Origin of the sequence: Actinocorallia populi (assembly GCF_002995495.1) — a bacterium.
GTDB lineage: Bacteria > Actinomycetota > Actinomycetes > Streptosporangiales > Streptosporangiaceae > Actinocorallia > Actinocorallia populi.
The window spans coordinates 134,487-148,793 of sequence record NZ_PVZV01000008.1; the positions used below are offsets into that span (position 1 = coordinate 134,487).

Annotated in this window: 11 protein-coding genes; 7 read left to right on the forward strand and 4 right to left on the reverse strand. The window is 69.7% G+C overall.

Going from position 1 to position 14,307, the window contains the following annotated elements:
* Positions 1–45: 45 nt before the first annotated feature.
* Positions 46–432 carry a DUF6193 family natural product biosynthesis protein gene (locus tag C2865_RS30030; protein WP_198653714.1) on the reverse strand — a complete coding sequence of 129 codons (387 nt, stop codon included), beginning with the start codon at positions 430–432 and terminating at the stop codon, positions 46–48.
* Positions 433–742: 310 nt separating this feature from the next.
* On the opposite strand from C2865_RS30030, the gene C2865_RS30035 reads away from it, so the two are divergent.
* Both C2865_RS30035 and C2865_RS30040 read left to right on the forward strand, forming a co-directional pair.
* Complete coding sequence (locus C2865_RS30035) at positions 743–1,249, forward strand: hypothetical protein (protein WP_157963953.1); 507 nt, start codon at positions 743–745, stop codon at positions 1,247–1,249.
* 351 nt (positions 1,250–1,600) lie between these two features.
* Complete coding sequence (locus tag C2865_RS30040; RefSeq protein WP_157963954.1) at positions 1,601–2,698, forward strand: mechanosensitive ion channel family protein; 1,098 nt, start codon at positions 1,601–1,603, stop codon at positions 2,696–2,698.
* Between the two features lie 49 nt (positions 2,699–2,747).
* Here the strand turns inward: C2865_RS30040 and C2865_RS30045 are convergent, their stop codons facing one another.
* On the reverse strand, positions 2,748–3,236 hold the full coding sequence (locus tag C2865_RS30045) for a hypothetical protein (RefSeq protein ID WP_106401988.1): 489 nt from the start codon (positions 3,234–3,236) through the stop codon (positions 2,748–2,750).
* Positions 3,237–3,451: 215 nt separating this feature from the next.
* Here C2865_RS30045 and C2865_RS30050 point away from each other — a divergent pair, with 215 nt between their 5' ends.
* The 4 genes from C2865_RS30050 (at position 3,452) to C2865_RS30065 (ending at position 7,124) form a co-directional block, all read left to right on the forward strand.
* Positions 3,452–4,192 (forward strand): hypothetical protein, encoded by a 741-nt coding sequence (locus tag C2865_RS30050; protein ID WP_157963955.1) that lies wholly within the window; start codon positions 3,452–3,454, stop codon positions 4,190–4,192.
* An 88-nt stretch (positions 4,193–4,280) separates the two neighbouring features.
* A complete protein-coding gene (locus tag C2865_RS30055) occupies positions 4,281–5,117 on the forward strand; it encodes a helix-turn-helix domain-containing protein (RefSeq protein WP_106401990.1) in 837 nt (278 codons plus the stop codon).
* Between the two features lie 4 nt (positions 5,118–5,121).
* Positions 5,122–5,523 (forward strand): VOC family protein, encoded by a 402-nt coding sequence (locus tag C2865_RS30060; protein WP_106401991.1) that lies wholly within the window; start codon positions 5,122–5,124, stop codon positions 5,521–5,523.
* A gap of 650 nt (positions 5,524–6,173) precedes the next feature.
* Positions 6,174–7,124 carry a DUF2637 domain-containing protein gene (locus C2865_RS30065; RefSeq protein ID WP_198653715.1) on the forward strand — a complete coding sequence of 317 codons (951 nt, stop codon included), beginning with the start codon at positions 6,174–6,176 and terminating at the stop codon, positions 7,122–7,124.
* 809 nt (positions 7,125–7,933) lie between these two features.
* On the opposite strand, the gene C2865_RS30070 is transcribed toward C2865_RS30065, so the two are convergent.
* Together C2865_RS30070 and C2865_RS30075 are read right to left on the reverse strand one after the other, a co-directional pair.
* Positions 7,934–9,601, reverse strand: a complete 1,668-nt coding sequence (locus tag C2865_RS30070) for a carbohydrate-binding protein (RefSeq protein WP_106401993.1) — start codon at positions 9,599–9,601, stop codon at positions 7,934–7,936.
* Positions 9,602–9,795: 194 nt separating this feature from the next.
* The gene (locus tag C2865_RS30075; RefSeq protein ID WP_106401994.1) at positions 9,796–10,266 is read right to left on the reverse strand and encodes a CAP domain-containing protein; all 471 of its coding nucleotides are present in this window, start codon (positions 10,264–10,266) and stop codon (positions 9,796–9,798) included.
* 127 nt (positions 10,267–10,393) lie between these two features.
* Between C2865_RS30075 and hrpA the strand changes: the two genes are divergently transcribed.
* Positions 10,394–14,305, forward strand: coding sequence for an ATP-dependent RNA helicase HrpA (gene hrpA, locus C2865_RS30080; protein WP_232835875.1), 3,912 nt, complete (start codon positions 10,394–10,396; stop codon positions 14,303–14,305).
* The last annotated feature ends 2 nt before the right edge of the window (positions 14,306–14,307 follow it).

The following is a 14,307-nucleotide window of genomic DNA, read 5'->3' on the forward strand; positions in this document are numbered from 1 at the left end:
CGAGCCCTGTTTGCTGGCCATGAGGCATGGCTCTGAGCTTGTCGCTCACCTCTTCGCCTCGTGAGCGGCGAGCTCTTCTGGAGTACCGATGAATGCGGGGCCGCAGTTCGCTGGGAGCCGTTCGACCACCATGGCGACGGCTTGAGCAGCGTCTGCTGCTGGTCCTATCGTCTCGGTGCGCAGAAGGCCCTCTACCCGGTAGCCGTCCTTTGCAGGTCCGATGTAAGGGATGTCCCAGGTCCAACGCTTGCCGGTGCAGCGGCTGAAGTGGAGTTCTCCCATGCCTGTCCAGGGGAAGAGTTCGCGAAGCCGAGGCTCGGCATATGCGGCGTCGATCAGTTCGGTAGGCACCCGCCCGTCGTCCCGGACGTCCTTCCAGGCTGCTTCGACGATGGCTTGCCCGGGTGTATCTGCCGTCATGGCCGCCATCATGCCCTTATGAGGATGGGCCTGAGAGGCAGGAGCAAGGCAGGGGTCTGCTCCGTCATTGTTCCGTGAGGCCCGGAAAGACGTTGGAAGACGACTGCGGTCGAGGAAAGCCTTCCTGCAGGTCGGAGCGTTGGTGCGCGGCTCTCGTGCAGGTCGCGGTTCGGCAGGGAGAAGATCTTCACCATCTCCGGGGCACCCCAGCCACATCACGGCAGGCTGATCGTCCACTAGGGCTCACGGCCTTCCGTGTCACCCTACGCACACGGTTGACTTACAGGCCCCACCCGCCATGCCCTTCCAGAATGCGATCCACGTGACTGAAAACACCTCGCCGCCCTCCGCCTCATTCCGCCGCCTCCCCCTATGGGTGGCAGTCGGTATTCCGGCGCTCGTCCTCGTCTGCTTTGTAGCCGCGGCCGGTTTCTTCCTGGCCACCGCTCTCGATCCGACAAGAGACTGCTCCCGTGAAGGCGACCGGGAGTTCGCCCACCTCAAGCAGAACACCCTTCCCCATCTGGACACCTCCCAGATCAGCAAGGTCACCCGCTCCAAGAGCGAATGCGCCGAGATCCTCTTCGACAACCCCCAGCTGATCATCACCTTCAACACCCCGACGTCACATGCCTTGGACGGCCTCACCCGAGGATCTTGGACTCGGCCCACCTCTGCTCAACGCAGCGAGTCCTCGCTGGAGAGCAGCGAGCTTCTCTACGTTCGCACCACCGATCTGGGCACAATCGGCATCTCGTCGGAAGCCACCCACACGATCACCGCAGAATTCATCAGCATGACCCCTGAGACGGATCGCAACGGCCAGTAGCAGCACCACCCTGCACCGCGCTGCATCAGGGGGCGGCTGCCTGACGTACTGCCTGACGATCGAGGCGGAGGGCAGCGGATCCTGGGGGACAACCGTGGACGGCCGCAGGCCGGGCATGCAGGTGGTTGGCCTGGTCGATCGACTCTTGAGGTCCCCTTATAAGCGAGGGGTCACTGGTTCGAACCCAGTTACGCCCACTCGGCACAGAAGCCCGATCCGAGCATTCCGGATCGGGCTTCCGCCGTTCTGCCCGGTCGGGCCCGGGTCTCCGCAGCGGTCCCGGGTCCGGCGGAGAGTGGTCTTTGTCGCTGTTTGGTGGATATGGGGCGTATCCGCCTAGTGTGGATGGGTATGAAGCCCTCCGATGACCCCACCTCGACCGTGATCGGACCGCCTCTGGGGCTGGCGATCGTCCTCGTGGCGATCGGACTGGTCCTTCTGACGGGGAAACTGCTCGCCCGCAGGCTGAGCCGAAGACTGCCGCAGATGTCGGATCTGGTGGGCCGGACGACCGTGCCGGGTGCGGTCGTCGTCGGCTCCCTCGTCACCCGGGCGACGCTGAAGACGATCCGCGTCGACACCGAGGACGGCGCGGTGCGCCTGGACGAACAACTCTTCGGCGGCCTCGCGGGCACCGTGGACCACCTGCTCGTGCTGGTGCTCATCGCCTCCATGACCTGGCTCGTCATCCGCGTGGTGCACGTTGTCACCCGGGCGGTCGTCAAGGGGGTGACGGGGTCGCGCGGGGCGGGCAGTACCCGCGCCAAGCGGGCCCGCACCCAGGTGATGCTGGTCAACCGGGTGGTGACGGCCCTGGCCGTCGTCATCGCCATCGGCTGGATGCTGTTCACCTTCGACGCGGTGCGCGGCATCGGCGCCGGAGTGCTGGCCTCCGCGGGACTCTTCGGCATCATCGCCGGCGTCGCGGCGCAGAAGGCCATCGGGAACCTGTTCTCCGGAGTCATCCTCGCCTTCGGCGACGCCCTGCACGTCGACGACGTGATCGTCGTCGACGGCTACTGGGGCAAGGTGGAGGACCTGACCCTGAACACCGTCGTCCTGCAGGTCTGGGACGGCCGACGGCTGGTCCTGCCGGTGTCCTACTTCACCGAGCGGCCCTACGAGAACTGGACGATCCGCAACGAGTCCATCATCGGGGCGGTCCTCCTGCGGGTCGACTGGACCGTGCCGGTCGCCGACCTGCGCAACCGCCTGTCGGACTTCATCCGGGCCCATCCGCTGTGGGACGGTGAGGTGTGGAACCTGGCCGTCACCGACGTCCAGGAGAACGGCCTCGTCGAGGTCCGCGCCCTCATGAGCGCCGCGGACGGCTCCGCAGCCTTCGACCTGCGCTGCGACGTCCGCGAGGACCTCATCGCGTGGATCCGCGAGCACCATCCCGACAGCCTGCCCCGCGTCCGCACCGACCTCCTCCCCGAACCCGTCTGATCCCGCCTCGCCGGCCGCGGCACCGGACGGTGCCGCGGCCGGCGGGACGTCAGCCGAAGCAGCGGACGGGGGTGCGGGCCAGGGTCAGTTCGTAGACCCTGTCGGAGGAGTCGAAGAGGAAGATGTACCGGGCGCCGCGATTCCCCGGTACGCGGACGTCATGGGCGTTGGGTCCGGCCTTGAGGCCCGGATATGCCTGCTTCACCTTCTTGAGCCTGTCGCCGATCTTGATGCCGCGCGGGGTCCTCGTGGATTTCGCGGCGAAGATGGCGGTGACGCCTCTTTTCTTTTCGTAGTAGACGCTCGCCCCGGTCTTCTTCATGGTGAAGGAGCCGCAGGCCTGGCCGTCGGCTTTGGTGAGCTTGGTGACGAGCCCTGCCTTGCGGGCGGCTTTGAGGCTCATGCCCAGTTTGAGGGGACCGTAGCCCTGGGGGCCCAGGAAGGCGGCGCGCTCGCCGGGAAGGGCGGCGGCGGGGGCGGCGACCAGGGTCGCGCCCAGTGCCGCGGCGGTGAGGAGGCGCGGGAGTCGGCGGAACACGTCCGTCCTTTCAGTAGAAAGGGTGTGGCGGGTGGGAAGCCTCAAGGATACCGGGGAGGGTGGAAGGGGAGAGAAGGGGAGCGATCCCTTTTCTATGGCATTTTGTCGAGTAAATCAATGGTCAATGAGAGAGGCCGCTGATTTGCCCCTTCCTCCGGCGGGGATGGGTGCCACGGGTTCGAGGCTTCGAATCGTTCGTCATTCGAGGAGAATTCGTGAGAATTACCAGACGTCTGGCGTGGGCGCTGCCGGGGGTGATGGCCGCCGGGCTGGTCGCGGTGGTGCAGGCCCCGGGAGCGGCCGGTGCGCGGCCCGCCGACCGGTGGGGGGTCATCGGACGCAACTCGTCGGGGTCGCCGGTCGCGGAACTGCGGATGGGGCCGTACGGGCGCACCTTCCTGGAGTATCCGGCCCTGCAGCCCCCGCCTTACGGGCAGGGCAGCCTGGGACTGACGGTCGACGGCGGGGAGAAGGTCGCCTACGGCAACGAGACGGACTTCGCGGGGACGCGGCTGCGGCGGATCAGGTCGGTGAAGTACTGGATCTTCACCGGGGTCGACTACGGGATCGGCACGGTCCTGCCCTCCTTCTCGATGGAGGTCGACCCCGGACTGCCCGGTCTGTCCTACACGACCCTGGTCTACCTGCCGGACAAGTCCGTCAGCCCGTCGCGGCCCCCGACCCAGCTCCGCCACGCGTGGCAGAAGTACGACGCCACCGCGCCCGGCAACAGGTGGGGGTCGTCGCGGCCCCTTCCAGGGGTCACCGGCTGCACCCTGGCCAGCCCCTGCTCGTTCAAGGACATCAAGGAGAAGATGCCCGACGCGGTGGTCAGCCTCAGCGTGGCGATCCAGAAGGGCACCGACGACGCCTTCAGGGGCGCCGTCGACGGGCTCCAGATCAACGACGTCCTCTTCGACTTCGAACGTTCCGGAGTGCGCAAGAGGGTGCGCTGACCCGCCTGACGCCGGGCCGGCCGGGCCGTCCACGGGCCCGGCCGGCCCGTTCGCGCGAACTGTCGGTGGCGGTGTCTAGCGTGGAGGAATGGAGATGGTGTCCCGCATCCCCGGGGAAGCGCTCCGGGGCCGGGTGGAGAGGTTCTACGGCTACCGCCAGGAGACGGGGGCGCCGCGGACGCACCGCGGCGTGCCTTCGCCGTGGTTGACGGTGGTCGTGTCCTTCGAGGAGCCGGTCCGGGTCGTGGAGGGGGCGGGCGTCCGGGAGCTGGGGGTGGTCCTGGGCGGGCTGCACACCGAGCCGGTGCTGCTCGCGCACGGGGGACGCCAGGCCGGGATCCAGATCGGGCTCAGCCCGCTGGGGGCGCGCTCGCTGCTGGGGATGCCCGCGGGCGAGCTGACGGGCGAGGTCCTGGCGGGCGAGGAGGTGCTCGCGGGCGCGGGCGAGCTGCGGGAGCGCCTGGTCGAGGCCGGGGGCTGGGCCGAGCGGTTCCGGCTCGTCGAGGAGTTCCTGCTGCGGCGGGCGCGGCCGGTCCCGGACGCGGACGACGAGGTCGCCCGGGGATGGCGGCGGCTGCACGGGACGGGCGGCACGGTGAGCGTCGAGGAACTGGCCGGGGAGGTCGGGTGGAGCGCCCGCTACCTGCGCCGCCGGTTCCGCGAGCAGGTGGGGCTGCCGCCCAAGGCCGCGGGACGGGTGATCCGGTTCGACCGGGCGCGGACGGAGCTGCGGAGCAGGCTCGGAGCCGGCCGGGAGCTGCGCCTGGCGGAGGTCGCGCACGGTTGCGGCTACGCCGACCAGGCCCACCTCACCCGGGAGTTCCGCGCGCTGACGGGGCTCTCCCCGCTGCGGTATCTGGAGAACGAGTTCGGCCGGGAGTTCCGCTTCGTTCAAGACGGGGAGGAGGTCACAAGGAGAGGGTGAGCGCATGAACACACCGCAACCGCAGGTCTGGCCCACGCTCGAGGCCAGGGACGCGCGCAGGCTGATCGCTTTTCTCGTCGAGGCCTTCGGGTTCGAGGAGACCGTCGTGCACGCGGAGGGCGACATCGTCCACCACGCCGAGCTCGCCTGGCCGCCGGGCGGCGGGATCATGCTCGGCTCGGTACGGGACGACGCCTCGGCCGTCTTCACGCTGCCGCCAGGGACCTTCGGCGCCTACGCCGTCACCGACGAGCCGGACGCCCTCTACGAACGCGCTCTCAAGGCGGGCGCGACGGTCGTCCGGGAACTCGGCGACACCGACTACGGCTCCCGCGACTTCATCGTCCGCGACCCGGAGGGCAACCTCTGGTCCTTCGGCACCTACCGCGGCGCACCCCGCCCCTGACACCACGGCCTCCGCCCTTCTCCACGAGACGCGCCGACTTTCGCGGTGCGGTGGTCCTCGCGGTGCAGCGGTCTTCGCAATGCGTGTGCTTTCGCAGTGCGGAGGCTTCGTGGTGCGCGGGCCGCCGCCCGCGGGCTGACCGTGCCCTGGCGGGTTTCCGAGGTGCGAGGGCTTCTGTGGTGCGCGGGCTTTCGCAGTGCGGAGGCTTCGTGGTGCGCGGCCCGCCGCCCGCGGGCCGCCGCCCGCGGGCTGACCGTGCCCTGGCGGGTTTTCGAGGTGCGAGGGCTTTCGCGGCGTGCGGGCTTCTGCGGTGCGCGGGCTTTCGTGGTGCGCGGGTCCGCCTGCGGGTCGGCCGGGCCCGGCCGGTGCGTGGGTCGTGGCGGGGTTCGTGTCCTGCCTGTTCGACCGGGGCGAAGTGGACCGGTGTGTGTAAGAGGGCCCCGCGGGACGGGGAGTTGTGCTTCGATGCGCTGCATCCCCCTCCGTTGGGTCGGTCGAGCAACGAGTCGGACAAAGAAGTTGAAGTTGACTCCTGATCCCCAAGGGGAGGGATATCCTCCTCCAAGGTCATTTCAAGAGTCGAGTGGAGCATCCGCATGAGCGCCGCCGTAAGGGCCAAAACCGTAACTCGATGGGCTGCGGTGGGCCTGATGGCCGCCGCGGTCCTCATCGCGACGGGCGGAGGGTTCGCCCAGTCCTACTCCGGACTGTACGAGTGGGCACTGGAGCACGGTCTCAGCGGCTGGAAGGCAGCCTCCTTCCCGCTGCTGGTCGACCTGTTCATCATCGTCGGCGAGCTGGGCCTCTTCCTGCTCGCCCTGGACGCGTACGCCATCCGCAAGAGCCTGCTCAGCTGGATGGACTTCATGCTGCCCCTGTTCATCGCGCTCGCCGGCTGGACGGCCTCGCTGGTGTTCAACGTCGGCCACGTGCTGAACAGGGAGTTCTCCTACCAGGCGACCGCGGCGGTGCCCCCGATCGTGTCGATGCTCGGCCTCTTCGTGCTGCTGCGCACGCTGCACCGCTACGTCGTGCAGCCGCCCGAGCAGCAGGAGGAGGAGCGGGCGGCGCTGGAGCCCCCGCCCGAGCCGCGCCAGATCACGGCGAGCGCCGTGCGCGTCGCCGAGCTCGAGGCGCCCGCCGAGAAGCTGGCCGACCCGATCGTGGACGCCGCCAAGGCCGCCGAGAAGCAGCCCGAGCGCGTCGCCGAGGAGGTTCCCGCCACCGCGCCGGAGACCCCCGCCGAGCAGACCTTCGTCGACCTGCTGCCCACCGTCGAGGAGGAGGGCAAGGAGACGGCCGCCGCCGACCTCAAGCCGCAGCCGGACCCGACCAGCATGCGCAGCATCGTCACCGACGCGCTCAACCGCCACACCGGCGACATCGTCAAGGCCTGCGAGGACCTGGCCGCCGAGGGCTACGCCATCGACAAGTCCGAGGTCGCCAAGATCCGCGAGAACCACTGGTTCCCCTACTTCGCCTACCGCCTCGTCGCCAAGCACGGCCCCGACGGCAAGCTCGTCGCCCAGGAGCTGACCGACCTCGGCGTCGAGTTCGACAAGGTCGCCCTGCGCGACCTCGTCCGCAGCTGGCGCGCCTGACCCCGTACGCGCACACCGGCCCCGCCTCGACCCGAGCGCGGGGCCGTTCCCTTTCCCCGCCGTAGCCCGTGGCCCCGGTGAGCCGGACGAACCGCCCCCCGCGGCCAAGGAAGGCCTGAAGCCAAGCGAGCGGGGCCTTTCCGCGGTCGCGAAGGCGAACGCGTCCAGAAGCTCCGGAGCCTGGCAGCGCGGTCATGGAGCCTCTCCCCGAGGGCGGCCGCGAACACGTCCGTATCTGGAGTCCCGAAGCTCGGCAAAGCGACCGGAGAACCTTCTGCGGTCGTGAAGGTGGGCGGCCGCGAAGGCGGGAAGTCCGGCGGTCGCGAAGGCGGGAGCGCTCGATCCGGAAACCTGCGGATCTTTGGAGGCAGCGGATGCCCTCCACTCTGGAGTCCTGAAGCTCGGCAAAGCGGCCGGAGGCCCTTCCGCGGTCGCGAATGCGGGCGCGCGCGTGCGTGAAATCCAGCGGTCGTGAGGCTCGGCAAAGCGGCCGGAGGCCCTTCTGCGGTCGTGAAGGTGGGCGCGCGCGATGCGTGAAGTCCGGCGGTCGTGAGGCTCGACAAAGCGGTCGGGGAACCTTCTGCGGTCGTGAAGGTGGGCGGCCGCGAAGGCGGGAAGTCCAGTGATCGTGAAGGCGGGAGCGCTCGATCCGGAAACCTGCGGAGCTCTGAGGGCGGGCGATGCCTCCGCGGGGGTGGAGGCGGGCGCGCTGGATTTCGGGAAGGCCGGAAATGCGGTCGGCGGGGAGTGCGGCGCAGGGACGAGGGCCGGGGCTCCGGAGAGCCACGGCCCTCGGTGGGCGTCGCGGGTCAGGGGAGGAGGATGAACCAGTTGATGTTCAGGAACTCCTCTTCCTGGGGTGAGACGAACTTCAGGTGGACGGTGTGGCGTCCAGCGGTGTCGGGGAGGGGGACGATGACGTCCTCCCAGTCCTGCCAGCCGCCGGTGTCGGGGACGGCGACGGTGGCCAGGGGGGCGGTGTCGGGGGAGCCAAGGCGGACCTCGATCTTGCCCTCGCCGCTGTCGGAGGCGACGCGGGCGATGAGCTTCTTGGGCCCGGCCGGTCCGAAGTCGACCTCGTCGTAGCTGACGCGGTCACCGTCGGCGAGCCAGCCGATGTACTCGGTGCCGCCGATGTCCTCGGCCGTGTCGACCTTGACGCCGGACTGGTCGGAGTAGCCCTCGGCCTGGGTGAGCACGGGCGACCAGGGCGCCGCCGACTTGTCGGGTTTGCCGGCGGAAGGGGACGGCGTGGGCGCGGCGGACTCCGTCGGCGAGCCGGCGGGTTCGGGCGAGTCCGAAGGCGAGGCGGAGGGCGAGTCCGAGGGCGAGGCGGACGGCGCGTCCGAGGGCGAGGCGGAGGGCGAGGCCGGTGCGGACGGCGAGGCCGTCGGCTCGCCCCCGTCGGGGTCGGCGGCGTCCACGTCCGTCTCGGGCGCGCCCGCGCCGCGGGCCATCACCTTCACGTAGTCGATGAGCATGGGGTGGCCCGGCTCGGTGGCGGGGGAGACGTCGCCGCCGTTGCCGCGGGGCATGTCGCCGCCGATCGCGATGTTGAGGATCATGAAGAACCCCTCACCGGCGTTCAGGTTGTCCCAGGCCTGGCGCCACTGGTCGCCGTCGGCGCCGTCGGGCGCCTCCTCGCGGGACAGCCGGTGGACGAGCTTGCCGTCGAGGTACCAGCGCAGCTCCTCGGCGTCGGTGCGCCGGTCGAACTCCAGCCGGTAGACGTGCGGGCCGTCCTGGCAGGACACCGGCGTGCACGCGGTGGCCACGCCGCGCCCGGTGTGCTCGTTGCACGGGCCGCCCTGGTCGCCGCCGCCCTTGACGCCGCAGTGCAGCGTGGTGTGGGCGAGGTTGAGCCCGTTGACGCCCTCCACGATGTCGATCTCGCCGCCGGACGGCCAGTTCTCGCCCTCGGGGTGCAGCCGCTGCTCCTGGTTGAGCAGCCAGAACGCGGGCCAGTACCCCAGTGCCTTCTCGCCGGTGACCTGCGGCATCTGGATCCTGGCCTCGAAGGCGAGCTGCCCGCCGTCGGCGGTCTTGAACACCTGCTCGCTGTTGATCCGCGCGGACGTCCACTCGCCCGCCTCACTGCGCCGCGGGGTGATCGCCAGGTTGCCCTCGCCGTCGAGCGCGTAGTTGGCGCGGTCGTCGGTCATCCGGGCGATCTCGGTGGTGCCGAAGTTCATCGGCCCCTGCCCGCCGAGCGGCGAGACGGTGTGGTGCCCGATGTCGGGCAGCCAGTGGTCGCCGGGGTCGGCGTTCGCCTCGCCGTCGAAGCCGTCCTCGAACAGCACCTTCCACCCGTCGTCCGGGGCGGCGACCGTGCGGAACTTGAACTGGAGGATGCCGTCGTCCCTGGTGAACACCCCCCAGACGCCCAGCACTCCGGCGAGCAGCCCGAAGGCGAGCCCCGAAGCGATCATGTAGTGGTAGCGGTCCCGGCCGGCGAAGAGGGCGAGGAGTCCTTTCACGGGCGGCTCTCCAGGAAATCGTTGACAGGGGCGGCACGGGAGTTCCCGTGAGTCGCGCTCATCATGCCCGGTCACTCGGGAGCGACACGCGGACAAAACACCCTGAAACAAACTTCCTGTATTCAGTGCGGTCCGAAATCAACAGGACCATGACACTCCCTGACAGAAGTCAGGGAGTGTCATTCACCGGTCGTTCAGGACCAGCCGAAGTCCTGGGTCCAGTGGGTCCGGTACTTGCCGACGCCCAGCGACTTGAGCCCGCAGTTGAGGATGTTGGCGCGGTGGCCGGGGCTCTTCATCCAGCCCGACACGACGGCCTTGGCGCTGGGGTAGCCGTAGGCGATGTTCTCGGCTCCGGGATTGCGGTAGCCGGTCCGCTTGATCCGGTCCCACGGGGAGGAGCCGTCCTTGGAGGTGTGCGAGAAGTAGTCGTTGAGCGCCATGTCCTTGGAATGGCGGCGGGCGGCCAGGGCGAGCTTCCTGTTGCCCTTCAGCGGCTTGCAGCCCGCCTTCTTGCGGGCGGCGTTGGTGAGGGTCAGCACCTTCTTCTCGGCCTTGGACATGGCCGGGGCGGGGGCGGCCGAGGCGGCGGTGGCGGGGCCGATGCCGAGTCCGGCGATCAGGGCGAGCGTGCAGGCCGGAACGACCAGCGACTTGGGGGTCATACCATCTCCAAAGTAACGAAGAGGTCACATACTAGTGTGACCTATGCGATGGTTCGCCACTTTTGGGGCAATCCCCGTAGATATTGCTTTGCGCAGCCCCCCGGAGCGCCGCATATTCTTGGCGGTTGTGAGTTCCCCTCCTGATCACCCCGCCGACCTGCGCCAACGCCTGGACGGCCTGATGCTGCGCGACGGCTCCCGCCTGCGCCGCCGCTGGGAGGGCACGCGCAAGATCCGCGACGTCGCCCGCCGCAAGAAGACCCAGCAGGACCTGCTCCGCCAGGTGGAGCAGGCCGAGCTGCGGGTCGCGAGCCGGGCCGCGTCCGTCCCGAAGATCGCCTATCCCGAACAGCTCCCGGTCAGCCAGAAGAAGGACGAGATCCTCGAGGCGATCCGCGACCACCAGGTGGTGATCGTCGCGGGCGAGACCGGCTCGGGCAAGACCACCCAGCTGCCCAAGATCTGCCTGGAGCTGGGCCGGGGCGTGCGGGGCCTGATCGGCCACACCCAGCCGCGCCGGCTGGCCGCCCGCACCGTCGCCGAGCGCATCGCCGAGGAGCTGGAGACGCCCTTCGGCCGGACCGTCGGCTACAAGGTGCGCTTCACCGACCACACCGGCGACGACACCCTCGTGCGGCTGATGACCGACGGCATCCTGCTGGCCGAGCTCCAGCACGACCGCCTGCTGGAGGCCTACGACACGCTGATCATCGACGAGGCGCACGAGCGCAGCCTCAACATCGACTTCCTGCTCGGCTACCTCCGCCAGATCCTGCCCCGCCGCCCCGACCTCAAGGTGATCATCACCTCCGCGACGATCGACCCGGAGCGCTTCTCCCGGCACTTCGGCGACGCCCCGATCGTGGAGGTCTCCGGCCGCACCTACCCGGTGGAGGTGCGCTACCGCCCGGTCGAGGACGCCGACGACGACCAGTCCGACCTCTACGGGGCGATCTGCGACGCCGTGGACGAGCTCCGCCTGGAGCCCCCGGGCGACATCCTCGTCTTCCTCTCCGGCGAGCGGGAGATCCGCGACGCCGCCGACGCGCTGACCAAGAAGCAGTACCGCGACACCGAGATCCTCCCGCTGTACGCCAGGCTGTCGACGGCCGAGCAGCACAAGGTCTTCCAGGCCCACCGCGGCCGCCGGATCGTGCTGGCCACCAACGTCGCCGAGACCTCCCTGACGGTCCCCGGCATCAAGTACGTCATCGACCCCGGCACCGCGCGCGTCTCCCGCTACAGCAGCCGCCTGAAGGTGCAGCGCCTGCCGATCGAGCCGGTCTCGCAGGCCAGCGCCAACCAGCGCAAGGGCCGCTGCGGCCGCACCTCCGACGGCGTGTGCATCCGCCTCTACAGCGAGGAGGACTTCGTCTCCCGGCCGGAGTTCACCGACCCGGAGATCCTGCGCACCAACCTGGCGTCCGTCATCCTCCAGATGACCAGCCTGGGCCTGGGCGACGTGGCGAAGTTCCCGTTCATCGACCCGCCGGACCGCCGCAACATCAAGGACGGCGTCGACCTCCTGCACGAGCTGCACGCCCTGGACGCCGAGCGCGGGCTCACCGAGATCGGCCGCAAGCTGGCCAGGCTCCCGGTCGACCCGCGCATGGGCCGCATGATCCTGGAGGCCGACAGGAACGGCTGCGTCAACGAGGTCATGGTCATCGCCGCGGCCCTGTCCATCCAGGACCCGCGCGAGCGCCCGTCGGACAAGCAGCAGGCCAGCGACGAGAAGCACGCCAGGTTCAAGGACCCGGCGAGCGACTTCCTGGCCTTCCTCAACCTGTGGAACCACGTGCGGGAGGCCCAGCGCGAGCTGTCGGGGAGCCAGTTCCGCCGCACCATGAAGAACGAGTTCCTGCACTACCTGCGCATCCGCGAGTGGCAGGACCTCGTCGGCCAGCTCAAGCAGATCTGCCGCGACCTCGGGATCACGGTCAACACCACCCCCGGCGACCCGTACAAGATCCACGTCTCGCTGCTGAGCGGCCTGCTCTCCCACATCGGCCTGTTCGACTCCGAGAAGCGCGAGTACGTCGGCGCCCGCAACGCCAAGTTCGCGATCTTCCCCGGTTCCGGCCTGTTCAAGAAGAACCCCCGCTGGGTGATGTCGGCGGAACTGGTCGAGACGTCCCGGTTGTGGGCGAGGGTCAACGCCAAGATCGAGCCGGACTGGGTCGAGCCGCTGGCCCAGCACCTGGTCAAGCGCAACTACAGCGAGCCGCACTGGGAGAAGGACCAGGCCGCCGTCATGGCCCTGGAGAGGGTCACCCTCTACGGCGTCCCGATCGTCACCAACCGCAAGGTCAACTACGGCCGGATCGACCCGGAGCTGTGCCGTGACCTCTTCATCCGGCACGCCCTGGTCGAGGGCGACTGGCAGACCCACCACAAGTTCTTCCACGCCAACCGAAGGCTCCTGGCGGAGGTCGGCGAGCTGGAGGAGCGGGCCCGCCGCCGCGACATCGTGGTGGACGACGAGACCCTCGTCGACTTCTACGACCGGCGCCTGCCCGCGGACGTCGTCTCGGGCGCGCACTTCGACACCTGGTGGAAGAAGGCGCAGCACACCGAGCCGGACCTGCTGAACTTCGAGAAGTCGATGCTGGTCCACGAGACGGCGCAGGAGGTGACGGAGCAGGACTACCCCGACGTCTGGCGGCAGGGCGACCTCGTCTTCGACCTCACCTACCAGTTCGAGCCCGGCGCGGACGCCGACGGCGTCACCGTCCACATCCCGCTGCACGTCCTCAACCAGGTGGAGGAGGACGGCTTCGACTGGATGGTCCCCGGCCTGCGCCACGAGCTGGTCACCGCGCTCATCCGCTCGCTGCCCAAGCAGCTGCGCGTCAACTTCGTGCCCGCGCCCGACTTCGCCCGCCGCGTCCTGGCGCTGGTCCACCCGGGCGAGGGCGCCCTGCTGGACCGCCTGGAGGCGGAGCTGCGGACGCTCACCGGCGTCACGGTGCCGCGCGAGGCCTGGCAGCCCGCCCAGATCCCCGACCACCTGCGGATGAGCTTCCGGATCGTTCAGGGGGGCGACCCCCAGGCCCCCGGGGACCGGCCCGGCCGGTCCCCGCACGGCTCCCGCCGTTCGGGCCGGGGCGACAAGCGCCGCAAACGGGTGGCCGAGGGCAAGGACCTGGCCGAGCTGAAGCGCAGGCTGGCGCCGCGGCAGCGGGAGACCCTGGCCAAGTCCACCGGCATCGAACGCGAGGGCCTGACGGACTGGGACTTCGACGGCCTTCCCCGGCTGCACGAGCAGGGCCGCCTCAAGGCGTACCCGGCCCTGGTCGACCAGGGCGGCAGCGTGGCGATCCGGACGTTCGGCACCGAGGAGGAGCAGCGCCGCGCCATGTGGCTCGGCGTGCGGCGGATGATCCTCCTCAACGCCCCGTCCCCGGCCAAGCAGCTGCAGAACGGGCTGGGCAACCAGGCGAAGCTCGCCCTGGCGGCCGGCCCGCACGGCAGCATCCAGAAGTTGTTCACCGACGTCATCGAGGCCGCCGCCGACAAGCTCATGGCCGACCACGGCGGCCCCTCCTGGGACCGGGAGTCCTACGGGCGGCTGTACGACGCCGTCCGGGCGGACCTGGCCGACACCGCCGCGCAGATCCTCGGCTGGACGGAGCGCATCCTCGCCGCCTACCAGGGGATCCAGCGCAAGCTGAAGAGCACGGGCAGCCTGGTGCTCGTGCCCTCGCTCACCGACGTCCGCGGCCAGCTGGACGAGCTCGTCCATCCGGGCTTCGTGACCGAGACGGGGTTCGCCCGCCTCCCGGACGTGCTGCGCTACCTGCGGGCCGTCGACCACCGGCTGGACAGGCTGCCCGACAACCCCAACCGGGACCGGCAGCTCATGGCGCAGGTCGCCGGGGTCCGCCAGGAATGGGAGCGCGCGGGGCGGCCGCCCGAGGTCCGCTGGATGATCGAGGAGTACCGGGTCAGCCTGTTCGCCCAGTCCGTGGGCACCCGCTACCCCGTTTCCGACAAACGGATCAGGAAGGCGATTACCGAGGGGCGTCCCCGGATATGAGT

Excerpts from the sequence above, each read along its gene's own strand:
- C2865_RS30030 (WP_198653714.1), bottom strand. The coding sequence starts at position 432 with ATGATGGCGGCCATGACGGCAGATACACCCGGGCAAGCCATCGTCGAA.
- C2865_RS30065 (WP_198653715.1), top strand. The coding sequence starts at position 6,174 with ATGGCCGCCGCGGTCCTCATCGCGACGGGCGGAGGGTTCGCCCAGTCC.
- C2865_RS30040 (WP_157963954.1), top strand. The coding sequence starts at position 1,601 with ATGAAGCCCTCCGATGACCCCACCTCGACCGTGATCGGACCGCCTCTG.
- C2865_RS30075 (WP_106401994.1), bottom strand. The coding sequence starts at position 10,266 with ATGACCCCCAAGTCGCTGGTCGTTCCGGCCTGCACGCTCGCCCTGATC.
- C2865_RS30060 (WP_106401991.1), top strand. The coding sequence starts at position 5,122 with ATGAACACACCGCAACCGCAGGTCTGGCCCACGCTCGAGGCCAGGGAC.
- C2865_RS30055 (WP_106401990.1), top strand. The coding sequence starts at position 4,281 with ATGGAGATGGTGTCCCGCATCCCCGGGGAAGCGCTCCGGGGCCGGGTG.